This window comes from Bradyrhizobium sp. LB8.2, from assembly GCF_040548035.1.
In the GTDB taxonomy this organism is placed as follows: Bacteria; Pseudomonadota; Alphaproteobacteria; order Rhizobiales; family Xanthobacteraceae; genus Bradyrhizobium.
On sequence record NZ_JBEPQV010000009.1, the window covers coordinates 191,182 to 215,937 of the forward strand.

Consider the following 24,756-nt stretch of genomic DNA (forward strand, 5'->3'; position numbering starts at 1 on the left):
TCGTTCCCCAAGCCGTCCGTTCGTCATCAGTCGATGATGAAACCGAAATCGTCGGGCGTGCCCGCGATCGGATCGACGCGGCGCGCGATGCCATAGAGACGGTTCATGCGGCCGAGCAGCGCCGTCTGGGCGTCAGACGCCGGCGCGAAGCCATCGTCGGGCCGCGACAATTCCTTCTGGGCCACCGCGCGCACCACATAGGGCGTCACGATCACCATCAGCTCGGTCTCGTTGTTGACGAAGTCCTGGCTGCGGAACAGCGCGCCGAGGATCGGCACCTGGTCGACGCCGGGCAGGCCGTTGATCGCCTGTTTGGTCTGCTGCTGGATCAGGCCGGCCATCGCCATCGAGCCGCCCGAGGGAATTTCCAGCGTTGTTTCGGCGCGGCGGGTCTGGATCGAGGGGATGGTGATCGAGTTGGTCGAGGACGAGGATAGCGCCTGGGTGACCGTGATGGCGCTCTGGCTCGACAGCTCGGACACCTCAGTCATCACGCGCAGGCTGATTCGGCCCTCGCTGAGCACGACCGGAGTGAAGTTCAGGGAGATGCCGAACTTCTTGTAGGTGATCTGGGTGGTACAGACGTGGGTGACCGGATCGCAGGCATAGCCTGACGGAATTGGGAATTCGCCGCCGGCGATGAAGGTGGCGGATTCGCCGGAGATCGCGGTCAGGCTCGGCTCGGCGAGCGTGCGCATGACACCGGCGCTTTCCATCGCGCGCATCGTGGCGCTGACGGTCGCGACGCCCTTGGTGAGGCCGGCAACGCCTAATCCGTTGTTGCTGACGATCGGTCCGCCGCTGACCGAGAACGGGTTGGAATTGTTGAAGTTCACGACCGCGGTGCCGGCGTTCAGGCTGGCGCTGAGATCGACGCCCAACTGCTTGACGATATCGCGGCGCACTTCGCCGACGACGACCTTGAGCATCACCTGGTCGCGGCCGCGCACGACGATGTTGTTGACGACCTTCTCGGAGTTGCCGACCAGCTTCGCGGCGACGTCGCCGGCCTGCTGGGCCTCGACCGGGCTCGACACCGAGCCGGTCAGCATCACGCTGTCGCCGACGCCTTCGATCTGCACGCCCGGCAGCGATTGACGCAGCGCCGCACGCATGCCGTTGAGGTCGCGCTTCACCGCGATGTCATAGGCGGCGACCTGCTGGCCGTCGGCGCCGAAGAACACGACGTTGGTCTGGCCGACCTGTGCGCCGATGATATAGGCGCGTTGGGCCGAGCGGATCACCGCATTGGCGATCTTGGGGTCGGCCACCAGCACGTCCTTGACCTCGCGCGGCAGGTCGATGACGGCGGATTTGCCGACGCCGAGCGACAGGAAGCGCGTCCTCGCCGGCGCGATCGTCGCGACCGACGCCACATCGAGATCCGGTGCCTGCATCGGCGCCTGGTCGCCGACCGGCGCATCTGCGGCGCTGACGATATCGGGGGCTGCGAAGAGCCCCAGGATCAGCATCGTCCCCGTCCAGAACGAGCGCGCGCGATTCCCCCGAATGCGCATGCCGGTCCGATCATCCCCGTAGTTCATCATGTCCCCATCACTTCTGTGACGTCAGTTGCCGCGCCTGCACGCCGTAGCGAATCACGTTGATCCCGCCGGGACGCTTGATCGCCTGGTCCTCGGGCGTGCCGTCGACCGAGTTGGCATCGACGATGCTGCGGAGCGCGAGCGACAGCGTGCCGCTCTGACGCGCGGCCGATAGCGTGGCGACCTGGTCGGGCCTGAGCTCGAGCGTGACGGTCTTGCCGACGACGGCGTTCTGGCCGTCCTTTTCCTTCGGCGCCTGGTCGATCGCGAGCACGCGGATATTGGTCAGGATGACCTCGGACAGGACGAGGTCGTTACCGCCGGTCGGGCCGTTGCTGTTGTTCGCGCCGTCGGGATTCTTCAGGCGGCGGGTCAGCACGACGTCGACGCGGTCATTCGGCAGGATGAAGCCGCCGGCGCCGGTCTCGGCTGAGAGTTCGGTGGAGACGGCGCGCATGCCCGACGGCAGGATCGCGGCCATGAAGCCGGAGCCTTCGGCCTTGACCAGCTTCTGCTCGCGGATCGGCTCGCCTTGCATCAACGGCACGCGCGCGATCGAACCTGCGATCTGGGTCTGCGCCTCGGGCCTGTTGTCGCGCCGGATGAAGGCGCTGCTCGCGGTCGCCGCCGGCCAGACCTGCCATTGCAGGTCATCGGGCTTCACGGCCTGGCCGAGTTGGATGTCGTTCTTGGCGACCAGCACCTCGACCGTCGGCAGCTTCTCGGCGACGGGGAGAGCGGGCGCGGGCCTGTTCTCATAGCCGCTCGCCAGATACGCAGCGACGCCGCCGGCGCCCAGCGCGATGACGAGAACGACAATGCGTGCGGTGTTCATACGCCTCTACTCTTACGCGGGGCACTCGAACCGCACCTGGCGGGTTCCCCGACGTCGATGAGTAGGCAGTAAAAGTATAAGGGGTGTTGCGAGGCCGAATGTGAGCGCGGGCGGCGCTGCGGTCTTTCGGCAGATGGTGAACGTCGCGTTAGCCGGTCGGCCACCGGCTCCGTAGTTTCACGCAGCGGCCCACGCGTTAGAATGATGCGCGCCGCGTCATGGTGAATGGGTGGTTAGTGGTGTGCGCGCGGAGCAGCGTGCGCGGTGCGTAGCCCGGATTTTTCTTCACTCCGGGCTACGCACCGGTGCCTACTTCGCCCGCTTCTGCTCGATGACGTCCCAGAGTTTTGCCGCAACGTCAGGGCCGCCGAGATTTGCAATCGCGCGAATGCCGGTTGGCGATGTCACGTTGATCTCGGTGAGGTTGCCGTTGATGACGTCGATGCCGACGAACAACAGCCCGCGCTCGCGCAGCGCCGGCCCGACGGTGGCGCAGATCTCGCGCTCGCGCGGTGTGAGCTCGGTCTCCTGCGCTGCGCCTCCGCGCACCATGTTCGAGCGGAGGTCGTCTGCGGCCGGGACGCGGTTCACCGCGCCGGCGAACTCGCCGTTGATCAGGATGATGCGCTTGTCGCCGTGCTTCACCTCGGGGATGAACTGCTGGATCACCCAGGGCTCCCTGAAGGTCACCGAGAACATGTCGAACAGCGACCCGAAATTCATGTCCTGGGGCATCACGCGGAATACCGCCGCGCCGCCGTGGCCGTGCAGCGGCTTCATGACGACGGCGCCGTTCTTGTCGCGAAAGGCGTTGATCTCGTCCAGGTCGCGCGAGATCAGCGTCGGCGGCATCAGCTGCGGAAAGTTCATCACGAGCAGCTTTTCCGGCGCATTGCGCACCGAGGCGGGATCGTTGACGACGAGTGTCTTCGGATGGATGCGTTCGAGAAGGTGGGTCGAGGTGATGTAGGCGAGGTCGAACGGCGGGTCCTGGCGCAGCAGCACCACGTCGAAGCCGTTGAGCGCCTCGCGCCGGGGCTCGCCCAGGGTGAAGTGATTGCCGGGCTCGTCGCGTACGGTGAGCAGCTGGACGGGGGCGACGATCTCCTCGCCGACCATCGAGAGCTTGTCGGGCGTGTAATAGGACAGGCCGTGGCCGCGCTTCTGCGCCTCCAGCAGCAGCGCAAAGGTGGAATCGCCCTTGATGTTGATGCGGGCGATGGGATCCATCTGGACGGCGACGTTCAGTTTCATGGTCTGCCTTTCAGGTCGAGGCGTCGAATGCCGCCAACACATGGCGTGGAAGTGACCGCGGCGCAATCAGCATGGCATCGAATCGCATTTCAAATTCCGCATGCTCGGGATGCGCGACGAGCCAGCCTTGCGCGGCATTGATGATGCGCTGCTGCTGGCGCGGCGTCACGGCGAAGGCGGCGTCGTCCAGCGTCGCGCGCGCCTTGACCTCGACGAAGGCGATCAAATCGCGGCGGCGCGCCACGATGTCGATCTCGCCATGCGGTGTGCGGTAGCGTTTGGCGAGGATGCGGTAGCCCTTGGCCATGAGATAGGCTGCGGCGCGGCTTTCCGCGGAGATGCCGGTGCGGAACGCGGCGACGCGCTCGGGCGAGGCGACCTTCGGTTCCGCCGGGACCTCATTCTTCGCCATCGCCGCCCCGCAGGTCTTTGGCAAGCGCGAGCGCGCGGGCATAAACCTCTCGGCGCGGCCGGCCCGAGAGCGCGACCGCGTGCGCCACCGCATCCTTGACGCTGTGCGCGGCAAGCTGCTCGCGCAAGACGTCGTCGAGCGCATCCGATGTCAGCATCTCGGCATCCGGCGCAGGCGGAGCGATCACCAGCACGAATTCGCCACGCGTCTCCAGCGTGTCGGCGTCGCGCGCCAGCTCATGCAGCGTCGCGCGCGAAATCTCCTCGTGCAGTTTCGTCAGCTCGCGGCAGATCGCGGCTTCGCGGGTCCCCATGATCTCGGCGAGCTCCGCGAGCGTGTCCTGCACGCGGTTGCCGGAGTCGAACATCACCAGCGTCGCATCGATGCGCGCGAGTTCGGCCAGGCGCGATCGTCGCGCGGCCGATTTCGACGGCAAGAACCCCTCGAAGAAGAAGCGGTCGGTCGGCAGCGCGGCGACCGACAGCGCCGCCAGCACCGAGGACGGGCCGGGCAGCGCGTAGACCGCGTGGCCGGCGGCGCAGACCTCGCGCACCAGCTTGAAGCCGGGATCCGAGATCAGCGGCGTGCCGGCGTCCGACACCAGCGCGATGGAGCCGCCCTGCCCCAGCGCCTCCAGGATTTTTGGACGGGCCGCTTCGGCGTTGTGCTCGTGATATTGCTTGAGCTGCGCCGCAATGGCGTAGCGCTCGGTCAGACGCCGCGTGATGCGGGTGTCCTCGCAGGCGATGACATCGACCCCGGCGAGGGTCTGCAGCGCCCGCAGCGTGATGTCGCCGAGATTGCCGATGGGGGTCGCGACCAAATGCAGGCCCGGCGCGGCCTTCGGCGCCGCAAGACGATGGGCGTCGATGGAGAAACCGCGCGAGGCGGGATCCGCAGTCTCAGGTGTATTTATCGGGGATGGCTTTGCGCGCATAATGAATCGAACTTAGGCATGATCCCCGGGGCTGGGAACCGGTCCTTGGAAAAAGATCGCTTGGGTGAGGGGCGAGGAAGGACGGGAATGTGATCCATCCGGCATCACATTCCAGAGGGAATGGAGCGTCAGCGCCATATTCACGGCGGAAACGCCGCCTTGATGCTGGGTGGCGGCGGTGGACAGCCAGCCAGGACTTTAAGGTTGAGCCGCGTTAAGCGGTCATTATCCTTTTGTTTGAGTTAACTATTTGCCGACAATATGCCTGAATTCACGGCTTGTGTCGTGGAAACAATGTCGTGACCGGCTGGCGACGGTCGGTCAGAAGAGAAGCTGCTATGACGGGCCCGCGTGATCCCAGATCTTCCTTTTCGGAGGAGTCTCCCGTTCGGGGGCCCCTGATATCAGGGGCGACCCGGCGGAGCGCGCTGGGCCTGTTGCTCGGCACGCCGCTGCTGTCGGCCTGCGCCGGCGTCCAGCAGAGCCTGAGCCAGTTCAGCAGTTCCTCCCCGCCTCCTGCCCAGCCGGCAGGCCCGCCGCAACAGGCAACGACCGCCGGCAACGGCGGGGTGAAGGTCGCCGTGATCCTGCCGCTCTCGGCGGCCGGCAATGCGGGTCTTGCCGCGCAGTCGATGCGCAACGCCGCCGAGATGGCGCTGGCCGAGTTCCAGAATCCCAACATCCAGCTCCTGATCAAGGACGACAATGGCAGCCCGCAGGGCGCGCAGGCGAGCGCCCAGCAGGCGGTCGACGAGGGCGCCGAGATCATCCTGGGTCCGCTGTTCGCGCAGTCGGTGCCTGCGGTGGCCCAGATCGCGCGCACGCGCGGCATCTCGGTGATCGCGTTCTCGACCGACTCCAGCATCGCCGGCCGCGGCGTTTATCTGCTGAGTTTCCTGCCGGAATCCGACGTCAACCGCATCGTCGAATATTCTGCCGGCATCGGAAAGCGCGCCGTCGCCGTACTCGTGCCAGACAATGCCTATGGCAATGTGGTCGAGGCCGCGGTGAAGGCGGCAGTGCCGCGCCGCGGCGGGCGCATCGTCGCGTTCGAGAAATACGGCGCCGATCGCGCGACGCCGGCCCGGACCGTGGCGCAGCAACTCGGCAGCGCCGATGCGTTGTTCATCGCCGATGACGGCGACGCCGTCGTCGCAGTCGCCGATGCGATGACCGCGGCGGGTGCAAATCTGCGCAATATCCAGCTGCTCGGCACCGGCCTGTGGGACGGTCCGCGCGTCTATGCCAGCCCAAGCTTGCAAGGCGGCCTCTACGCCGCGCCGGACCCGGCCGGCTTCCGCGCCTTCTCCGGCCGCTATCGCACCAAATACGGCGCCGAGCCGGTGCGTACCGCAACGCTCGCCTATGACGCGGTCGCCCTCGTCGCCGCGCTGGCGCGCACGCAAGGCACGACGCGCTTCTCGTCCGACGTGCTCACCAATCCCTCCGGCTTTGCCGGCATCGACGGCCTGTTCCGCTTCCGCGCCGATGGGACGAACGAGCGCGGGCTTGCAGTGATGAAGGTGACGACCGGCGGCGGCGTGGCCGTCGCGGGCTCGCCGAAGAGTTTTGGGGCGTAGCTGGTTCCTCGACGTCCTCCTGGCGAAAGCCAGGACGACGATGGAGAGAGCTTACGCCGCCAGATCCGCAACCACCGCGTCCAGCACCGGGAATCCGCTGCTGGTGACGCGCAGACGCCCCGTTGCATCCACCGTGATCGCGCCTTCTTCGCGCAGCAGCGTAATGCGCTTGGGATCGAGCGAGCGGCCGGAGAGAGCCCTGTAGCGCTCGGGGTCGATGCCTTCTGCGAGGCGCAATCCCATCAGCAGGAATTCGTCGGAGCGCTCTTCGCTGTTGAGGAGATCGTCGGTGACAATGCCGTGGCCGTTGGTCTCGACCCGCATCAGCCAGGCTTCGGGGCGCTTCTCGGTGGCGGTGGCGTGCCTGATACCGTCGATGTCGAGCCGGCCATGGGCGCCGGGGCCGACGCCGGCATATTCCTCGCCGCGCCAGTAGACCAGATTGTGCCGGCACTCGGCGCCCGGCCGCGCATGATTTGAGATCTCGTAGGCGGGCAGGCCGAGCTTGTCGCAGGTCTCCTGCGTGACGTCGTAAAGCGCGCGTGCGATCGCTTCATCCGGCGTCTTCAGCTTGCCGGCCTGATGCAGGCCGAAGAACGGCGTGCCTTCTTCGATCGTCAATTGATAGAGCGACAGGTGCTCGGCCGCTTCATCGATTGCGAGACGCAGTTCATCGACCCACATCGCCGGCGTCTGGTCGGGACGGGCGTAGATCAGGTCGAACGAATAACGATCGAACGAGCGGCGCGCGATGGCGACGGCATCGAGTGCCTCGCGCGCGCTGTGCATGCGGCCCAGTGCTTTCAGTGAGGCATCGTCGAGCGCCTGCACGCCGAGCGAGACACGGTTGACGCCGGCGGCACGATAACCGGCAAAGCGCGTGGCTTCGACGCTGGTCGGGTTTGCCTCCAGCGTGACTTCGACGTCTTTCGCCACAGCCCAGTGCTTGCCGATGGCGTCGAGCACAGCGCCGACGGTCGCAGGCTGCATCAGGGATGGCGTGCCGCCGCCGAGAAAGATCGAGGTGACCTCGCGACCGGGCGAACGTTGCGCGGTCGTTTCGATCTCACGCGCGAATGCTGCCGCAAAACGCGCTTCGTCGATCGCAACGTGGCGGACATGGCTGTTGAAGTCGCAATAGGGGCACTTCGACAGGCAGAACGGCCAGTGCACGTAGACGCCGAAGGCTTCCTTAGCGCGGTTCAAGGCAGATCTCCGCCAGTTTCACGAAGGCGCGGGCACGATGCGACAGACCGAGACCGAGCGGCGGCAGGCCGTGCTTCTCGATGCTCTCCATCTCGCCGAAAGTGCGGCTGTGGCCGTCGGGCAAAAACATCGGGTCGTAGCCGAAGCCGGCGGTGCCGCGCGGCGGCCACACCAGCGTGCCGTCGACGCGCGCCTCGACCTCTTCGAGATGATCGTCGGGCCATGCGACGCAGAGCGCGGAAACGAAGTGCGCCTTGCGCTTGTCGGGCGTGGTCGCGCAGCGCTCCTGCAACAGCCGTTCGATCTGCGCCATCGCCGCGGCAAAATCCTTGCTCGGACCGGCCCAGCGCGCTGAGTAGATGCCCGGCGCGCCATCGAGCGCGTCGACCACGATGCCGGAATCATCGGCGAAAGACGGGAGCTTCGTCGCTTGGGCTGCCGCGATCGCCTTGATCGCGGCATTGCTGCGGAAATCGTTGCCGGTTTCTTCCGGCTCAGGGAGGCCGAGCTCGCCGGCCGACACCGCCTCGATGCCGTAAGGCGCGAGCAGCTCCTTCATCTCGGCGAGCTTGCCGGGATTGTGGGTCGCGATGACGAGCTTTCCGGTGATTCGGCGATGCATCGGCTTATTGACTACGCTACCGCCAGTTTCTGCAAGTCCACGAGACGCGCGACGCCCTTGCGCGCCAGCGCCATCAGCGCCAGCAACTCGGCTTCCGTGAACGGCTCGCGTTCCGCAGTGCCCTGGACTTCGATGATGCGGCCATCGCCCGTCATGACGAAATTGGCGTCGGTGTCGGCTTCCGAATCCTCGGCATAGTCGAGGTCGAGCACGGGCGTGCCTTTGTAGATGCCGCAGGAGATCGCGGCGACGTTGTCGCGCAACACGTTGGCCTTGACCATGTTGCGTGCCTTCATCCAGTTGACGCAATCGGCGAGCGCGACCCAGGCACCGGTGATCGAGGCGGTGCGGGTGCCGCCATCGGCCTGGAGCACGTCGCAATCGACCGTGATCTGGCGCTCACCCATCGCTTCGAGATTGATGATGGTGCGAAGCGAACGGCCGATCAGGCGCTGAATTTCGACGGTGCGGCCGCTCTGCTTTCCAGCCGAGGCCTCGCGGCGGGTGCGTTCCGAGGTCGCGCGCGGCAGCATGCCGTATTCGGCGGTGACCCAGCCGCGGCCCTGGCCCTTCAGCCATGGCGGCAGGCGGTCTTCCAGTGTGGCGGTGACCAGCACGTGGGTGTCGCCGAATTTCACCAGGCAGGAGCCTTCCGCATATTTGACCACGCCGCGCTCCAGCGTCACGGGGCGCAATTCGTCGGGCGCACGGCGGCTTGGCCGCATGGGAAATCCTCCAAAACTCTCGGAAAAGGGCTGTTCGCGGTGCTTGTAGGTGGGGTGAGGGTGGGCGGCAAGGGGGAAGATCGAGACCTTATTCACCCCCGATTTTCGATCCGCGAACGCCACGCTTGTCAGAAGCGCCCGGGATAGACAAATTACGTGCATCCGAGAGGAGTTACCGTCTGTGGCCCATCACGATCCGATCCATCTGATCGCGCCGCGCGCGGGTCTCGCCCAGCTCAACGAGCGTTCCCGCGACATCTTTCGTCAAATTGTCGAAAGCTATCTCGCGACCGGGGAGCCCGTCGGCTCGCGCAATATTTCGCGCCTGATCGCCATGCCGCTGTCGCCGGCCTCGGTCCGCAACGTCATGGCCGATCTGGAACAGCTCGGCCTGATCTATGCCCCGCATACCTCCGCCGGCCGGCTGCCGACGGAACTCGGCCTGCGCTTCTTCGTCGATGCCCTGATGCAGGTCGGCGACCTCACCGAGGCCGAGCGGCAGGCGATCCAGAGCCAGCTCACCTCCGTTGGGCAGGCGCAATCAGTCGAGGCCGCGCTGGAGGAGGCGCTGACGCGGCTCTCCGGCCTCACGCGCGCCGCCGCGGTGGTGCTGACGCCAAAATCCAATGCGCGGCTCAAACACATCGAATTCGTCCGCCTGGAACCGGAGAAGGCGCTGGTGATCCTGGTCGGCGAGGATGGCCAGGTTGAAAACCGCGTGCTGGTGCTGCCGCTCGGGGTTCCCTCCTCGGCACTCACCGAGGCCGGCAATTTCCTCAACGCGCGAATCCGCGGCCGGACCTTGGCCGAGGCGCGGCTCGAGCTCGAGACCGCACTCGGAGAGGCCCGCGCCGAGCTCGATCAGCTCACGCAAAAGGTGATTTCCGCCGGTATCGCCAGCTGGTCCGGTGGCGAGAGCGAGGACCGCCAGCTCATCGTCCGCGGCCACGCCAATTTGCTCGAAGATTTGCATGCGCTTGAGGATCTGGAGCGCGTTCGCCTGCTGTTCGACGATCTCGAAACCAAGCGCGGCGTGATCGACCTGCTCGGCCGGGCCGAGACCGCGGAAGGCGTGCGGATCTTCATCGGCAGTGAGAACAAGCTGTTCTCGCTGTCGGGCTCTTCCACCATCATCTCGCCCTATCGGGATGCTGCCGGCCATATTGTCGGCGTTCTGGGCGTAATCGGGCCGACACGGCTGAATTATGCCCGTGTGATCCCGACCGTGGACTACGCCGCCCGCATCGTCAGCCGCCTCCTGGGGGGCTGACCGGCGCCTGGGCCGATCACGGGCGCTTGATTTTCGCCGCCCGAAGCACGATATCCGGGCGAGAAAATCCCTGAGACGTTTGAGAAGAGAGCCGATGACCGATCGAGACCGGCAACCCGAAGACGCGGCCGCTGCGACGCCCGAGCCCGTGGTGTCAAAACCCTACATCATGCCGGACGATCCCGAGCCCGGCTCGGTCGAGCTTTTGCAGAAGGAAGCCGCCGAGGCGCGCGACCGCATGCTGCGGACGCTGGCCGAGATGGAAAATTTGCGCAAGCGCACCGCCAAGGAGGTCGCTGACTCCAAGCTCTACGGCGTCACCGGCTTTGCCCGTGACGTGCTCGATATCGCCGACAACCTCCAGCGCGCGCTCGATGCCGTTCCGGCCGATGCCCGTGCGGCGGCCGATCCCGGCCTGGCTTCGCTGATCGAGGGCGTCGAGCTGACCGAGCGCTCGCTGCTCAACGCGCTGGAAAAACACGGCGTGAAGAAGTTCGACCCCTCTGGGCAGAAGTTCGACCCGAACTTCCAGCAGGCGATGTTTGAGGTTCCCGACGCGTCGGTGCCCGCGGGCACCGTCGTGCAGGTGATGCAGGCCGGCTATACCATCGGCGAGCGCGTGCTGCGCCCCGCTTTGGTCGGTGTCGCCAAGGGCGGCGCGAAGGCCGCGCCCGCCGCCAACAGCAACGAGCCGGTTTAGCTCTCAATCCTCATGGTTAAGGAGACGCGCGCGGAGAAGCGCGCTCCTCGGGATGAGGGTCTTGCAGCTCCTAGCGTCGCCTACGCGCTCGCCGCGATATCCGCAGACTGAATACGCTTCACGCCGGCCTTGGCCATGTCGGCCCAGGCTTTTGCCAGCGAACCCTGATTGTCGATGCCGCGGCAGGCGTCTTCCACCACATAGACCTCGAAGCCCGCCTTGCGGGCGTCGAGCGCGGTCCAGGCGACGCAGAAATCCGTCGCCAGCCCCGCGACGAAGAGGCGCTTGATCTTGCGCGCTTTCAGATAGCCGGCAAGGCCGGTCGAGGTCTTGCCGTCGGCTTCGAGGAAGGCCGAATAGCTGTCGACGTCCTTGTGAAAACCCTTGCGGATGATGAGTTCGGCGTGCGGGATCGCAAGGTCCTTCGATAGCGCGGCGCCATCGGTGCCCTGCACGCAATGGTCCGGCCACAGCACCTGCTTGCCGTAGGGAAGATCGACAGTCTCGAACGGCTTCTTGCCGGAGTGTGCCGACGCAAACGAAACATGGCCTTGCGTGTGCCAGTCCTGTGTCATCACCACGTTCGAAAACGCTTTGGCCATCTTGTTGATGACCGGCACCACCTGCTCGCCTTCCTTTACGGCGAGGCTGCCGCCGGGCAGGAAGCAGTTCTGCACGTCGATCACGAGCAGCGCGGATGCATCGTCCGGCTTGATCGATGCCGCTGCTAAGAGCGCGCTTGGCACGAGGGTCGCGAGCGCCGTCGTTGCAAGCGCCGTCAAGATGTGTCGCCGATCCATCATGGTCCGCCTCCCTCCAGATTGAACGGAGGAGAGCCTAGTTCCGCTCGTGTACGAACAGAAGCCCGAAAATGCAGCCGGATGTGGTCAGCGCATGGGCCTTTCAGCCCTTCGGCTGGATGCCGTCGCGTACCGCGCGGAAGCGGGTGAAGGCGGCCGGCCACTGGTCGCGCGGGGCGCTGGCGATGATGCGCAGCGAAGCGCCACCGCTGCTGAAGCGGATCCACTGCACCACGGTCACCGCCGTCTTGTCCTTGCCGCTGATACCGTCGATCCGGGTCTCGAAACCCTGCTGGCCGTTGATGCGAAGCGGCTCGGACATGGTGACGCGCGACTCGCGCACGCCAGGAATCTGCAGCGCCGCCTCCTGGGCGAAGCGGGCGCGGTCGTCGGCCTGCTGCGGGGTGGCGCCGATCACGCCGAGGATCATGAACGGCTTCGATTCATAGCCTGTGCTCTCGTCGCCGTCGGCCAGGATGATGCTCGAGCCCGGCGCCAGCGTGCGGACGTCCTTGAATTCGGCGAGATCGGTGATCTTGAACGGCATCAGCGCGAGCTGCTCGTCGGCCGAGACCTGCTTGCGGGTGGCGACGCTCGCAAACATCTGCCGCACCGCCTCGTCGGTGTAGATCTTGATCGCATTCTCCGGAATCTGCACCGCGACATAGCCGGAGAAGCCGGCGCCCGGCACGATCATCGAATAGCGCCTCACGGGGGTTTCGCCGGCCTTGCCGCTCTCGGTGGTGAAATAGGCCAGGCCCGCAGGCGTCTCGATCTTGTCCTGCTTGACGCCGTTGGTTCCGGCCGGATTGGAATTGAAGGCGCTCACGACCTCGCCATAAGCCGCCGGCGGCAGCTCGGTGATCAGCACCTTGACGTTGCCGTCCTCGCTCTGGAAGCCCGGAAACGTCTTTGCCGTGCTGAGGCCGACCAACGGCACCATGCCGAGGCGCAAGCCAGGCGGGAAAACGGCGTCGGCAGCCAGAGCCGGAAGTGCGGAGGCGACGAGGAGGGCGAGCGCAGCGAGGGGGCGGGTCAGCTTCATGGGCACTCTGATTGGTTCACATTGAGGCCGTTCGATGGTCGGCCACCGGGCCGCTTTGTCGCGCGGCGCAGCCTCGATGGCGGCTCTCCGGCGCCCGCCTTTTAGCGGGTTTGCCTCGCCGGTAACAGGGCGCGCGGATCATGGTGGCGGGGGCTGGCTGATATCTGAACCTGTTAATAATTCCTCACCCGCAAGGGCGGTTCAGCCCGGATATGATGCTCCAAAACCCGATGTTTTCACGGCCGAAACTTGCGTTCTCTCCTTGCGGGCCCCTCCCCCCCTCCTATATGAGCGTCAACCATCGCAATATCGCGAATGTTTGATCTTAGGGGGTTTCGGTTCGGGTGCCTTCTGGGCCCAGCCAGCCTGCCGCAAAAACAAGGATATCAGGACCATGGGAAAGGTCATCGGGATCGACCTCGGTACCACGAATTCGTGCGTCGCCGTAATGGATGGCAAGAACGCCAAAGTCATCGAGAATTCCGAAGGCATGCGCACGACGCCTTCGATCGTCGCCGTGACCGACGACGGTGAGCGCCTCGTCGGCCAGCCTGCCAAGCGCCAGGCCGTCACCAATCCCGAGCGCACCTTCTTCGCAGTGAAGCGCCTGATCGGCCGCCGCTACGACGACCCGATGGTCGAGAAGGACAAGAAGCTCGTTCCGTACAAGATCGTGAAGGCTTCCAACGGCGACGCCTGGGTCGAGGCCGACGGCCAGACCTACTCGCCCTCGCAGGTCTCCGCCTTCATCTTGCAGAAGATGAAGGAGACCGCGGAAGCTCATCTCGGCCAGAAGGTCGACCAGGCCGTCATCACCGTTCCCGCCTACTTCAACGACGCCCAGCGCCAGGCGACCAAGGACGCCGGCAAGATCGCGGGCCTTGAAGTGCTGCGCATCATCAACGAGCCGACCGCGGCTGCGCTCGCTTATGGTCTGGACAAGACCAAGGCCGGTACGATCGCCGTGTACGACCTCGGCGGCGGCACATTCGACGTCTCGATTCTCGAAATCGGCGACGGCGTGTTCGAGGTGAAGTCGACCAACGGCGACACCTTCCTCGGCGGCGAAGATTTCGACATGCGCCTGGTCGGCTATCTCGCTGACGAGTTCCAGAAGGAGCAGGGCATCAACCTGCGCAACGACAAGCTCGCGTTGCAGCGCCTGAAGGAAGCCGCTGAAAAGGCCAAGATCGAGCTGTCGTCGACGACGCAGACCGAGATCAACCTGCCCTTCATCACCGCGGACCAGACCGGCCCGAAGCATCTGACGATGAGGCTCACCCGCGCCAAGTTCGAAGCGCTGGTTGACGACCTCGTCCAGAAGACCGTCGAGCCCTGCCGCAAGGCGCTGAAGGATGCCGGCCTCACCGCCGCCGAGATCGGCGAAGTGGTGCTGGTCGGTGGCATGTCGCGCATGCCGAAGGTCCAGGAAGTCGTGAAGCAGCTGTTCGGCAAGGAGCCGCACAAGGGCGTCAACCCGGATGAAGTCGTGGCGATCGGCGCCGCGATCCAGGCCGGCGTGCTTCAGGGCGACGTCAAGGACGTGCTGCTGCTCGACGTGACCCCGCTGTCGCTGGGCATCGAGACGCTGGGCGGCGTGTTCACCCGCATCATCGACCGCAACACCACGATCCCGACCAAGAAGAGCCAGGTGTTCTCGACCGCCGAGGACAGCCAGAACGCGGTTACGATCCGCGTCTTCCAGGGCGAGCGTGAAATGGCGGCCGACAACAAGATGCTCGGCCAGTTCGACCTGATGGGCATTCCGCCGGCCCCGCGCGGCATGCCGCAGATCGAAGTGACCTTCGACATCGACGCCAACGGCATCGTCAACGTGTCGGCCAAGGACAAGGCGACTTCCAAGGAGCAGCAGATTCGCATCCAGGCTTCCGGTGGTCTGTCGGAAGCCGACATCGAGAAGATGGTCAAGGACGCCGAGGCCAATGCCGAGGCCGACAAGAAGCGCCGCGAGGCGGTCATGGCCAAGAACGATGCGGACGGACTGGTGCATTCGACCGAGAAGGCGCTGGCCGAGCACGGTTCGAAGATCGCAGAGACCGAGCGCCGCTCCATCGAGGATGCCGTCAGCGACCTCAAGGAAGCGCTGAAGGGCGACGATGCCGAAGCGATCAAGGCCAAGACCCAAACGCTGGCCCAGGCTTCGATGAAGCTCGGCGAGGCCATTTACACGCAGCAGGCCGAGGCCGACGCCAAGAAGGATGCGGCCAAGGACGACGTCGTCGACGCGGAATTCACCGAAGTCGACGACGACAAGAACAACAAGAAGTCCGCCTGAACCCCGCGAGGGTGATGATGCGGACGACTTGGACCCCACACGCGCCAACGGCCTCCTCCCTCGCGGGGGAGGCCAGCGTGCCGTGCCGGGCGGGCCAAGACTCTGTTAAAATCGGCCCCGTCACGATCGATCAATTCCCAGCCGCTATGCTGAATGCCGCCATGCTGCCCTCTGCCGTAAGGCGGAGGAGCGCTTATATCGTCGCGTGGCGACGTCGTTTCGCTCCGATTTGAATTGCGATTGGATAGACCGAGCTCATCATGTCCACGTCCACCAAGCGCTGCTACTACGAAACCCTCGAAGTCGAACGCGGTGCCGACGATTCCGTCCTGAAATCGTCGTTCCGTAAGCTGGCGATGAAGTTTCACCCCGACCGCAATCCCGGGGACAACACCAGCGAAGTCAAGTTCAAGGAAATCAACGAGGCCTACGAGGTCCTGAAAGATAAGGACAAGCGCGCAGCCTATGACCGTTACGGTCATGCCGCCTTCGAGCAGGGCGGCGGCGGCGCCGGTTTCGGCGCGGGCTTCGCCTCCTCCTTCTCCGACATTTTCGAAGATTTGTTCGGCATGGCCGGACAGCGCGGCGGTGGCCGCGGCGGCCGCGAGCGCGGCGCCGACCTGCGCTACAACATGGAAATCACGCTCGAGGAAGCTTTTGGCGGCAAGACCGCGCAGATCGAGATCCCGGTCTCGGTCACCTGCGAGGCCTGTTCGGGCATCGGCGCCAAGGCCGGCACCAAGCCGAAGACCTGCTCGACCTGCGGCGGTGCCGGACGCGTACGGCAGTCGCAGGGCTTCTTCACGCTGGAGCGGACCTGTCCGGGGTGCCAGGGCCGCGGCCAGATGATCGAGGACGCCTGCCCGTCCTGCTCGGGTCAGGGGCGCGTTACCCGCGAGCGGAATCTGTCGGTCAACATTCCACCGGGCGTCGAGGACGGCACCAGGATCAGGCTCGCCGGCGAGGGCGAGGCCGGGGTCCGCGGCGGCCCGCCCGGCGACCTCTACATCTTCCTGTCGCTGTCCCAGCACCAGTTCTTCCAGCGCGACGGCGCCGATCTGCATTGTCGTGTGCCGATCTCGATGGTGACGGCCGCGCTTGGCGGCGAATTCGAGGTGCCGACCATCGAGAAAGGCAAGACCAAGGTGAAGGTCCCCGCCGGCACCCAGTCCAGCCGCCGATTCCGCATTGCATCAAAAGGCATGCCGGTGCTGCGCTCGCGCCAGATGGGCGACATGTATGTTCAGGTCGTGGTCGAGACTCCGCAAAATCTCACCAAGAAGCAGCAGGAATTGCTGGCCGAATTCGAAAAGCTTTCCTCCGGCAACACCCAGCCGGAATCCGAGGGCTTCTTCACCAAGGTCAAGGACTTCTTCGGTAATCGGGCGAATTGACCCGGCTTGACCGTACCGCCTTCGGCCTATACCTCTTTGTGACCATTTTCTGACACGCCGCGGTCACGCGGTCCCGTCCGGTCCCGACATGCCATTGCCATCGTCCGCGCGTGCGTTGAAGAAGCCCCGTCTCGATGACGAGGTGCGTTTTCTCCGGTCATGGATTGAAAAGCCCCTTCACATGGGCGCGGTGATGCCGTCGGGCAAGCTGCTGGCCCGGACCATGGCCCATTACGTCGACGTCAATTCGGACGCGCCGGTGGTCGAGCTCGGACCCGGCACCGGTGCCATCACCTCGGCCTTGGTCGAGCGCGGCGTCGATCAAAAGCGTCTCGTTCTGGTCGAATACAATCCCGGCTTCTGCGCCCTGCTGCGCGACCGCTATCCGCAGGCCAAGGTGGTGCAGGGCGACGCCTATCGCCTGCGTGACACGCTCTGGAACGTCTTGAGTGCGCCGGCCTCCGCGGTGGTGTCTGGCCTGCCGCTGGTCACAAAACCGATGCTGACGCGGCTGCGGCTTATCCGCGATGCCTTCACGGCGCTGGCGCCCGGTGCACCCTTCGTGCAGTTCACCTATGCGGTGGTGCCGCCGATTCCGAAATCGCTGCCCGGCGTGTCCACAGAGGCCTCGGAGCGGATCTGGATGAACCTTCCGCCGGCCCGCGTCTGGGTGTATCGCAAGGGCTAATTCCGCCGGCATTCCTCTTTGCGTGGCGGGCTCGTTTCGCCGAACGCATGGAAGCGGATGTCCGCACCCAAAATCCTGATCATTCCCGGCTCGCTACGCACCGGCTCGCACAATGCGAAGCTGGCGGCGGTCGCCGCCTATGAATTCGTCCAGGCCGGTGTCGAGATCACGCGCATCTCGCTCGCCGATTTTCCGTTGCCGATCTATGACGGCGATCTTCAGGCCAAGTCCGGTTTGCCCAGGCACGCGATCAATCTCAAGCGCATGATCGGCGCGCATCATGGCGTGCTGATCGTCTCGCCCGAATACAATGCCTCGGTGCCGCCGCTGCTGAAGAACGCGATCGACTGGGTCAGCCGCGTGCATGAATTGCACGAGGCGCGCGGCGACGTGTTCCGGAATCGCGCCTTCGCGCTCGCCGGTGCCTCGCAGAGCCGGCTCGGTGCCGCCCGCGCGCTGCAGGCGTTGCGGCTGATCCTGACCTCCTGCCACGCCAATGTGATCGCCAACCAGCTCACGCTCGCCTTTGCCGATCAGGCCTATGACGATATGGACAGGCTGAAGCACGAGGGCGATATCGCCGCGTTGAAGGAGCTGGTGCGGCAGTTGATCGATTTTTCCCAACGCATGATGTGAGGTGACATGACGCCAGCCGAGATCGCCCCGAAAGACCGCCTGATCGTCGCGCTTGATCTGCCCAGCGTTGATGCCGCGGAAGCGATGGTCAACCGGCTCGGCGACAGCGTCACCTTCTACAAGATCGGTTATCGGCTCGCTTATGCCGGCGGCTTGCCGCTGGTCGGCAAGCTCGCCGACAAGGGCAAGAAGGTCTTTCTCGATCTCAAGCTGCACGACATCGGCAACACCGTGACGCAAGGCGTCGAAAGCATCACCAGGCTGGGTGCGACCTTCCTCACCGTGCACGCTTATCCGCAGACCATGAAGGGCGCCGTCGAAGGCCGCGGCAGCTCCGACCTGAAGATCCTCGCCGTCACGGTGCTGACCTCCTACAACGAGGACGATCTGCATGCGGCAGGCTTCCGGCTCGGCGTCTCGGAGTTGGTCGAAGCGCGTGCGCATCAGGCGCAGGTGCTCGGCGTCGACGGGCTGGTGTCGTCGCCCGAGGAAGTTGGTAGCCTGCGCAAGATCGTCGGCCACCAGATGAGGCTCGTCACCCCCGGCATCCGTCCGGCGGGCGCGGCGACCGGCGACCAGAAGCGCATCATGACGCCGGGACGCGCGATAGCGGCCGGAGCGGACTATCTCGTCGTCGGACGGCCGGTGGTGGAAGCCACCGATCCCAAGGCGGTTGCAGAAACCATCCAGGACGAGATCGCGCAGGCGCTCGGAGCATGATCCGAAAAAGTGTGCAGCGGTTTCCGATCAGATCATGCTCAAATAGAGACCATCAACAAGGGAGAAGAACAATGGCAAAGGGTTACTGGATCGGACGCGTCGATGTGAGCAATGACGAGGGCTACAAGCCCTACGCCGTCGCCAACGGTCCGATCTTCAAGAAATGGGGTGGCCGCTTCGCCGTTCGCGGCGGCAAGTTCACCACCGTCGAAGGCGCCAGCCGCACCCGCAACGTCGTGATTGAATTCCCGGACTACGAGACCGCGATCGCCTGTTACAACTCGCCGGAATACCAGGCCAACATCAAGGTGCGCCAGCCGCACTCCATAGCCGATCTCATCATCATCGAGGGCCATGACGGCCCGCAGCCGTCAGACGGATGAGCGCGATCCCGTCTCGCCCTCCCTTCCGGGAAGGGCTATCGCATATGGCGTCCTGGCGCGGTCTGCGTGCGCGCTTCGTCCTTCGAGACGACCGCTTTGCGGTCTCCTCAGGATGAGGCTAAGCAGCACCCGCCCCCGTGGAATTTGTTGCCACGTATTCCGACCTCATCCTGAGGGCCCGCCGTAGGCGGGCGTCTCGAAGGATGGCCGCAAGCAACTTGCCCTCCAGGGGAAGATAGGGGCGCGCCTGCGCCCGTGATCTCCCCTCGGTTGCCGGAACTGCATCCCGCCGCTACAACGACCGTGAGAGGATCACACCATGTCCGACATGCGCTTGATTGTTGCTGGAGCCGGCGGCCGGATGGGCCGGGCACTGACGCGGGCGATTGCCGAGAGCAAAGGCGCGGTGCTGGCCGGAGCGCTGGAGGCGCCGGGCTCGGAGCTGCTCGGCAAGGATGCCGGCGTGCTCGCCGGTCTGCCGGCCAACGGCATAAAAATCTCCGCCGATCTCTGGGCGATGTCGAAGGATGCCGACGGCATTCTGGATTTCACCGTCCCGGCTGCGACCATCGCCAATGTCGCCATTGCCGCCGAGCGCGGCCTCGTCCACGTCGTCGGCACGACGGGTCTTTCCGGCTCCGACAACGCCGTGATCCAGAGCGTCACCAACCGCGCCGTCGTGGTGCAGTCCGGCAATATGAGCCTGGGCGTCAATCTGCTCGCCGCCGTGGTCAAGCGCGTCGCCAAGGCGCTCGACGAGAACTTCGATATCGAGATCGTCGAAACCCACCACCGCATGAAGATCGATGCGCCCTCGGGCACGGCGCTGATGCTGGGCCAGGCCGCTGCAGCCGGCCGCGGCGTCGCGCTCGACGAGCATGCAGACCGGGGCCGCGACGGCATCACCGGTGCACGCCGGCCCGGCGACATCGGTTTTGCGTCGTTGCGCGGCGGCACCGCGGCCGGCGATCACAGCGTGAGCTTCCTCGGCCCGTTCGAACGTCTGACGCTGTCGCATCACGCCGAGGATCGCATGCTGTTTGCCCACGGCGCGCTGAAGGCGGCGCTCTGGGCGCACGGCAAGAAGCCGGGGCACTACTCCATGGCCGACGTGCTCGGCCTGTCTGACATCTGAACGAACGAGAGCATGATCCGGAAAAGTGCGGAGCGGTTTTTCCGATAAGATCATGCTCAAAACAATAACCGGAACGGAAAGCAGTCAATGAGCGAACGTCTTCTCGTGCTGGTGCGGCACGGCCAGAGCGAATGGAATCTGAAGAACCTGTTCACGGGCTGGAAGGATCCCGACCTCACCGAGCTCGGCGCGAAGGAGGCAACCGAAGCCGGCCGCAAGCTGAAAGCGCAGGGCCTTGTGTTCGATGTCGCCTACACCTCGGTGTTGACGCGCGCACAGCACACGCTCGATCTCATTCTCGGCGAGCTCGACCAGAAGGGCCTGCCGACGGCGAAGGACCTCGCGCTGAACGAGCGCGACTATGGCGATCTCTCCGGCCTCAACAAGGACGACGCGCGCAAGAAATGGGGCGAGGACCAGGTGCTGATCTGGCGCCGCTCCTACGACGTGCCGCCGCCCGGTGGCGAAAGCCTGAAGGACACCCTCGCGCGGGCGCTGCCTTATTACGTGCAGGAGATTCTGCCGGGCGTGCTCAACGGCAAGCGCACTTTGGTTGCCGCTCACGGCAATTCGCTGCGCGCGCTCATCATGGTGCTGGAAAAGCTCTCGCCCGAAGGCATTTTGAAGCGCGAGCTCGCGACGGGTGTGCCGATCATCTATCGGCTCAATGCAGATTCGACCGTGGCGTCGAAGCTGGATCTGGCGGGCTGAGCCAGATTGCGTGAGGTGGGGCGAGGTCGGCGCCGCACAATCGGTGTCGTCCTGGCGAAAGCCAGGACCCATAACCACCGGCCGTCATAGTTTGCAAAGATTCGTGGTTAGCATTTCGCGCTACAACACCTCCCTGGGGTAATGGGTCCTGGCTTTCGCCAGGACGACGATGTGGAGGCAGTTTGCAAATGATCTACTGCATCCCCAACTGCCCGGCTTCCCAGCCCAGCATCGCCTGCTTGCGGGTGATGCCCCAGTGGTAGCCGGTGAGCGTGCCGCTCTTGCCGAGTGCGCGGTGGCAGGGCACGACGAAGGAAACGGGGTTCTTGCCGACCGCAGCACCAACGGCGCGTGAGGCCTTCGGGCTGTTGATGTTGCAGGCGATGTCCGAATAAGACACCGCGCGGCCCATCGGGATTTTCAGCAGCGTCTCCCACACCCGTACCTCGAAATCGGTGCCGATCATCACCACGCGCAGCGGTTGATCCGGCCGCCACAGCTTTGTGTCGAAGATGCGCTGCGCCAGCGGCGCGGTGCCTTCGTGATCCTCGACATAGGTCGCGTTCCGCCAGCGCCGGGTCATATCGGCGAGCGCGACCTTCTCTTCGCCGTGATCGGCGAAGGCGAGGCCGGAGAGGCCGCGGTCGGTCGCGATCACGATCGCGGTGCCGAACGGCGAGTGATGGAAACCGTAGCGCAAGATGAGCCCCGCGCCGCCGTTCTTCCATTCGCCCGGCGACATCGCCTCATGGGTGACGAAGAGATCGTGCAGCCGGCCCGGACCCGACAGGCCCGAATCGAGCGCCGCGTCGAGGATGCTCGCGGAATCGCGCAGCAGGCCCTTGGCGTGATCGAGGGTGAGCGCCTGCATAAAAGCCTTCGGCGTGATCGAGGCCCAGCGGCGGAACAAATGGTGCAGCTCGTCCGGCGTGACGCCGGCCGCATCCGCCATCGCCTCGATGGTCGGCTGTGCGCGCCAGTTTTCGGAGATGAAGGCGATCGCCCGGCGCACGGAATCATAGTCGCGCATCGCGGCGTTCTGGGAACCCGGCCCGGCCAGGCGTTGGTCATGTATCGCGAGTGTCATCATGACCACAAATGTAGGAGAGCGCGGGGTGCGAAACCACCCGATTTCCGATCCGCAAATCAGGTGACCGGATTGTAGGTCGGGCCGCGCTTGGCGGCATTTAATGCTTCAACCAAGCCTTTGTAAAAACTTGCCTTTTCGTTCGGTCCCAGAAAGCGGGCGATCTGGATCTGGTGGCCTCGCGAGATCAGATAGAGATGCTCGATGCCAAAATCCTCGTCGATTTCCACGTCGAGCCGGACCCAGAGCGGATTGAAGGTCCACTCGAGGACCTGGCCGCGTTGGCTGACACGCCGCACGCGCAATTCAGATGGCGTGACCACGATCTCCTCGCTGACCCGCGCCGCGCGGAAATTGGCCTTGAAGGCCCACCAGATCACCAGCACGTCCAGGCCGAAGAAGCCAAACACCGGCCACGCGCCCATCATCAGGAAGACGAGGCCGGTGACGAAGCTGACAGCGCTCAGAAACAGCATCACGGCAAGGAAGCCGGTGCGGTTCAGCGAGCGGTGCGGCGTCAGCCGCGCGGAAAAGATCTGAGGCTCGGCCTCGCTTTCAGATCGTTCGGGCTCAATTTCGTTGCCTGTGCTCATCGTCCCTCAGTATATCCCGATCATGGCGAAAATCACCCGCAAGCCGGTCCCGCGCAAAGCGCCCGTGCCGAAGAAAAAGGCGAAAGCGGTCGTCGCGAAGCCAAAGGCCCCCGCAAAAGAGTCGCTCAAGGCGACAAAACCCTGGACGCCGGCTGAGGTCCACGAGGTTTTCAGCCGTTTCCGCAAAGCCAACCCGGAGCCGAAAGGCGAGCTCGAGCACGTCAATCCGTTCACGCTGCTGGTCGCAGTGGTGCTGTCGGCGCAGGCAACCGATGCCGGCGTCAACAAGGCAACGCGTGCATTGTTCGAGATCGCCGACACGCCGCAGAAGATGCTCGATCTCGGCGAAGAACGCCTGCGCGAGTACATCAAGACCATCGGTCTCTACCGCACCAAGGCCAGGAACGTCATCGCGCTGTCGGCAAAGGTGCTCAGCGAGTTCGGCGGCGAGGTGCCGTGCACGCGGGCCGAGATCGAGTCGCTGCCGGGAGCCGGGCGGAAAACTGCCAACGTCGTGCTCAACATGGCCTTCGGCGAGCACACCATGGCGGTCGATACGCATGTCTTCCGCGTCGGTAATCGGACGGAACTTGCGCCCGGCAAGACGCCGCTGGAGGTTGAGCTTGGTCTCGAAAAGGTGATCCCGGCCGAATTCATGCTCCACGCCCATCATTGGCTGATCCTGCACGGCCGCTATACTTGCCTCGCGCGCAAGCCGCGCTGCGAGGTGTGCCTGATCAACGATCTCTGCCGATGGCCGGAAAAGACGGTCTGAGCGAGGAATTACGCGGTCATAAGGCGGTTTGGGGTGAAGTCGTGAGTCAGCAAGGCCAGATCGCGTCATCGCCTGCCGCGGCACCGACCCCACCACCCAAGCCCACGCAGCCACCGGCGAGCTCGCTGTGGAGCCGGCTCGCGATCCCGCTGTTCGCGGTGATCATCGCACTCGGCTTCGCCAAAATGCTGTTGCGCAAATGCGGGATGAAGGTCGCGTGAATGCGATGATGGTTGGTTCGTTCGATCGCGCGACGGGGTTGGTCACCTCTCCCGCTTGCGGGAGAGGTCGGCACGAAGTGCCGGGTGAGGGTTCTCTCCTCTGGGGAATTGTCCCATTGCGGAGACACCCTCTCCCCGACCCTCTCCCGCAAGCGGGAGAGGGAGCGTCCCGTCACCGCATCTGCCGCGCCGGCTCGATCAGCTCGGGCCGCGGGCCTGACAGCCGCTTGTGCATGTGGACCATGAAGGCCATGCCGAAGATCGGCGTCGCCAGATTGACGATCGGGATCGAGACGAAGGCCGCGATGAACAGGCCTGCGGTAAAGATGGTGGCGGCGTTGTCGCGCCGCATCGCCTTGGCTTCCTCCGGCGAGCGGAAGCGCATCGCGGCGAGCTCGAAATATTCGCGACCGAGCAGCCAGGCGGCGGCGAGGAAGAAGACCAGGAAACCGGCGCCGGCGAAAAGCACCAGCGGCAACGCGATCAAATAGACAAGGATCGTCAGCAGTGCGGTCTTGACGCCCTCGTAGATCGCCTGGCTGAATGGCAGCGCCGAACCCGGTCGCTCGGCCGGATAGTGCTCTCGCTCGACGATGTCGGCGACGTCGTCGACGAACAGGCTCGCCACCAGCGAGGTGATCGCGGGCATCAGGAATAGGCCGCCGAACACAACGCCGAGCCCGGCAGCGATCGAGACGATCCAGGACAGTACCTCGAGCGATGAGTGCCAGCCCGGACCGAGCAGGCCTTCCAGCCAGACCTCGCCATAGGTCGCAAACCAGCTCAGCAGCCGCTGCAAGCCGATCGCGAGCACGATGATCAGCACCAGCGCGACGCCGATCGACCGCCACAGGATCGAGCGCATCGCCGGCGACATCATTTGCGACAGCGCCTTTACGGCGGCATCCAGCATGGGAGTACCTCTCGCGAAACCACCCGCGAGAGGTAGACACAGGAGGCTCGTTCGGCAAGGGAGGCCGACTGACTCTGACCGCGTCATAGGCACCCTCGCCCCTCATCCCGAGGAGCTTGCGTAGCAAGCGTCTCGAAGGATAGAGGCCCGAAGCTAGCGGCGGGGCCTTCATGGTTCGAGACGCGCTTCGCGCTCCTCACCATGAGGGGCTTCTACGACGTAATCCGACTGCAGCGGCTTAAGGCTCCGCCGCGATACTGGCCCAGCAGGTGAT

General features: G+C 64.9%; 26 protein-coding genes. 13 read left to right on the forward strand and 13 right to left on the reverse strand.

Features of this window, described 5'->3' with window-relative positions; all coding sequences use genetic code 11:
* Nucleotides 1-26: 26 nt before the first annotated feature.
* From ABIB06_RS14305 to rsmI, 5 genes are all read right to left on the reverse strand, one after another.
* Entirely contained in the window at nucleotides 27-1,544 is a 1,518-nt protein-coding gene (locus ABIB06_RS14305) for a type II and III secretion system protein family protein (protein WP_354048538.1), read from the reverse strand.
* A 10-nt stretch (nucleotides 1,545-1,554) separates the two neighbouring features.
* Nucleotides 1,555-2,379: a Flp pilus assembly protein CpaB gene (gene cpaB / locus ABIB06_RS14310; RefSeq protein ID WP_354048493.1), complete on the reverse strand. Its 825-nt coding sequence runs from the start codon at nucleotides 2,377-2,379 to the stop codon at nucleotides 1,555-1,557.
* Nucleotides 2,380-2,688: 309 nt separating this feature from the next.
* Nucleotides 2,689-3,633, reverse strand: coding sequence for a glutathione synthase (gene gshB / locus ABIB06_RS14315; protein ID WP_354048494.1), 945 nt, complete (start codon nucleotides 3,631-3,633; stop codon nucleotides 2,689-2,691).
* 10 nt (nucleotides 3,634-3,643) lie between these two features.
* Nucleotides 3,644-4,045 (reverse strand): YraN family protein, encoded by a 402-nt coding sequence (locus tag ABIB06_RS14320; RefSeq protein WP_247352626.1) that lies wholly within the window; start codon nucleotides 4,043-4,045, stop codon nucleotides 3,644-3,646.
* Nucleotides 4,032-4,982 (reverse strand): 16S rRNA (cytidine(1402)-2'-O)-methyltransferase, encoded by a 951-nt coding sequence (gene rsmI, locus ABIB06_RS14325; RefSeq protein ID WP_354048496.1) that lies wholly within the window; start codon nucleotides 4,980-4,982, stop codon nucleotides 4,032-4,034. The genes ABIB06_RS14320 and rsmI overlap by 14 nt, the downstream gene beginning before the upstream one ends.
* A 338-nt stretch (nucleotides 4,983-5,320) precedes the next feature.
* Between rsmI and ABIB06_RS14330 the strand changes: the two genes are divergently transcribed.
* Complete coding sequence (locus ABIB06_RS14330) at nucleotides 5,321-6,562, forward strand: penicillin-binding protein activator (protein ID WP_354048498.1); 1,242 nt, start codon at nucleotides 5,321-5,323, stop codon at nucleotides 6,560-6,562.
* Nucleotides 6,563-6,613: 51 nt separating this feature from the next.
* On the opposite strand, the gene hemW is transcribed toward ABIB06_RS14330, so the two are convergent.
* From hemW to rph, 3 genes are read right to left on the reverse strand one after another with little or no spacing between them, the layout of a single operon-like run.
* A complete protein-coding gene (hemW, locus tag ABIB06_RS14335) occupies nucleotides 6,614-7,768 on the reverse strand; it encodes a radical SAM family heme chaperone HemW (protein WP_354048500.1) in 1,155 nt (384 codons plus the stop codon).
* The gene (rdgB, locus tag ABIB06_RS14340) at nucleotides 7,755-8,390 is read right to left on the reverse strand and encodes an RdgB/HAM1 family non-canonical purine NTP pyrophosphatase (protein ID WP_354048502.1); all 636 of its coding nucleotides are present in this window, start codon (nucleotides 8,388-8,390) and stop codon (nucleotides 7,755-7,757) included. The genes hemW and rdgB overlap by 14 nt, the downstream gene beginning before the upstream one ends.
* 11 nt (nucleotides 8,391-8,401) lie before the next feature.
* Nucleotides 8,402-9,115, reverse strand: coding sequence for a ribonuclease PH (rph, locus tag ABIB06_RS14345; protein ID WP_354048504.1), 714 nt, complete (start codon nucleotides 9,113-9,115; stop codon nucleotides 8,402-8,404).
* A gap of 181 nt (nucleotides 9,116-9,296) precedes the next feature.
* On the opposite strand from rph, the gene hrcA reads away from it, so the two are divergent.
* Together hrcA and grpE are read left to right on the forward strand one after the other, a co-directional pair.
* Complete coding sequence (gene hrcA, locus ABIB06_RS14350) at nucleotides 9,297-10,385, forward strand: heat-inducible transcriptional repressor HrcA (RefSeq protein ID WP_247352636.1); 1,089 nt, start codon at nucleotides 9,297-9,299, stop codon at nucleotides 10,383-10,385.
* A gap of 94 nt (nucleotides 10,386-10,479) precedes the next feature.
* On the forward strand, nucleotides 10,480-11,085 hold the full coding sequence (gene grpE, locus ABIB06_RS14355; protein WP_247352638.1) for a nucleotide exchange factor GrpE: 606 nt from the start codon (nucleotides 10,480-10,482) through the stop codon (nucleotides 11,083-11,085).
* Nucleotides 11,086-11,165: 80 nt separating this feature from the next.
* Here grpE and pncA read toward each other — a convergent pair whose 3' ends face one another.
* Both pncA and ABIB06_RS14365 read right to left on the reverse strand, forming a co-directional pair.
* Nucleotides 11,166-11,888 (reverse strand): bifunctional nicotinamidase/pyrazinamidase, encoded by a 723-nt coding sequence (gene pncA / locus ABIB06_RS14360; protein ID WP_354048507.1) that lies wholly within the window; start codon nucleotides 11,886-11,888, stop codon nucleotides 11,166-11,168.
* Between the two features lie 100 nt (nucleotides 11,889-11,988).
* Entirely contained in the window at nucleotides 11,989-12,930 is a 942-nt protein-coding gene (locus ABIB06_RS14365; RefSeq protein WP_354048509.1) for a hypothetical protein, read from the reverse strand.
* Between the two features lie 394 nt (nucleotides 12,931-13,324).
* Here ABIB06_RS14365 and dnaK point away from each other — a divergent pair, with 394 nt between their 5' ends.
* From dnaK to ABIB06_RS14405, 8 genes are all read left to right on the forward strand, one after another.
* Nucleotides 13,325-15,226, forward strand: coding sequence for a molecular chaperone DnaK (gene dnaK, locus ABIB06_RS14370; RefSeq protein ID WP_247352644.1), 1,902 nt, complete (start codon nucleotides 13,325-13,327; stop codon nucleotides 15,224-15,226).
* 260 nt (nucleotides 15,227-15,486) lie between these two features.
* Nucleotides 15,487-16,620: a molecular chaperone DnaJ gene (gene dnaJ / locus ABIB06_RS14375; protein ID WP_354048511.1), complete on the forward strand. Its 1,134-nt coding sequence runs from the start codon at nucleotides 15,487-15,489 to the stop codon at nucleotides 16,618-16,620.
* A gap of 88 nt (nucleotides 16,621-16,708) precedes the next feature.
* The gene (locus tag ABIB06_RS14380; RefSeq protein ID WP_354048513.1) at nucleotides 16,709-17,308 is read left to right on the forward strand and encodes a class I SAM-dependent methyltransferase; all 600 of its coding nucleotides are present in this window, start codon (nucleotides 16,709-16,711) and stop codon (nucleotides 17,306-17,308) included.
* 57 nt (nucleotides 17,309-17,365) lie between these two features.
* Nucleotides 17,366-17,944 (forward strand): NADPH-dependent FMN reductase, encoded by a 579-nt coding sequence (locus ABIB06_RS14385; protein WP_247352649.1) that lies wholly within the window; start codon nucleotides 17,366-17,368, stop codon nucleotides 17,942-17,944.
* A 6-nt stretch (nucleotides 17,945-17,950) separates the two neighbouring features.
* Entirely contained in the window at nucleotides 17,951-18,664 is a 714-nt protein-coding gene (gene pyrF / locus ABIB06_RS14390; RefSeq protein WP_354048515.1) for an orotidine-5'-phosphate decarboxylase, read from the forward strand.
* Nucleotides 18,665-18,735: 71 nt separating this feature from the next.
* Nucleotides 18,736-19,047: a DUF1330 domain-containing protein gene (locus tag ABIB06_RS14395; RefSeq protein WP_247352652.1), complete on the forward strand. Its 312-nt coding sequence runs from the start codon at nucleotides 18,736-18,738 to the stop codon at nucleotides 19,045-19,047.
* A 319-nt stretch (nucleotides 19,048-19,366) separates the two neighbouring features.
* Nucleotides 19,367-20,182, forward strand: coding sequence for a 4-hydroxy-tetrahydrodipicolinate reductase (dapB, locus tag ABIB06_RS14400; RefSeq protein ID WP_354048517.1), 816 nt, complete (start codon nucleotides 19,367-19,369; stop codon nucleotides 20,180-20,182).
* A gap of 87 nt (nucleotides 20,183-20,269) precedes the next feature.
* Nucleotides 20,270-20,893, forward strand: coding sequence for a 2,3-bisphosphoglycerate-dependent phosphoglycerate mutase (locus tag ABIB06_RS14405; protein ID WP_354048518.1), 624 nt, complete (start codon nucleotides 20,270-20,272; stop codon nucleotides 20,891-20,893).
* A gap of 193 nt (nucleotides 20,894-21,086) precedes the next feature.
* Here ABIB06_RS14405 and ABIB06_RS14410 read toward each other — a convergent pair whose 3' ends face one another.
* Together ABIB06_RS14410 and ABIB06_RS14415 are read right to left on the reverse strand one after the other, a co-directional pair.
* Entirely contained in the window at nucleotides 21,087-21,983 is an 897-nt protein-coding gene (locus ABIB06_RS14410) for a methylated-DNA--[protein]-cysteine S-methyltransferase (protein WP_247352659.1), read from the reverse strand.
* Nucleotides 21,984-22,039: 56 nt separating this feature from the next.
* Nucleotides 22,040-22,573 (reverse strand): DUF2244 domain-containing protein, encoded by a 534-nt coding sequence (locus ABIB06_RS14415; RefSeq protein WP_354048520.1) that lies wholly within the window; start codon nucleotides 22,571-22,573, stop codon nucleotides 22,040-22,042.
* Nucleotides 22,574-22,595: 22 nt separating this feature from the next.
* Here ABIB06_RS14415 and nth point away from each other — a divergent pair, with 22 nt between their 5' ends.
* Together nth and ABIB06_RS14425 are read left to right on the forward strand one after the other, a co-directional pair.
* Nucleotides 22,596-23,348 (forward strand): endonuclease III, encoded by a 753-nt coding sequence (nth, locus tag ABIB06_RS14420; protein WP_354048522.1) that lies wholly within the window; start codon nucleotides 22,596-22,598, stop codon nucleotides 23,346-23,348.
* 41 nt (nucleotides 23,349-23,389) lie between these two features.
* Nucleotides 23,390-23,569, forward strand: coding sequence for a hypothetical protein (locus ABIB06_RS14425; RefSeq protein WP_354048524.1), 180 nt, complete (start codon nucleotides 23,390-23,392; stop codon nucleotides 23,567-23,569).
* 172 nt (nucleotides 23,570-23,741) lie between these two features.
* Here the strand turns inward: ABIB06_RS14425 and ABIB06_RS14430 are convergent, their stop codons facing one another.
* Complete coding sequence (locus ABIB06_RS14430; RefSeq protein WP_247448273.1) at nucleotides 23,742-24,482, reverse strand: sulfate transporter family protein; 741 nt, start codon at nucleotides 24,480-24,482, stop codon at nucleotides 23,742-23,744.
* Nucleotides 24,483-24,756 lie beyond the last annotated feature (274 nt).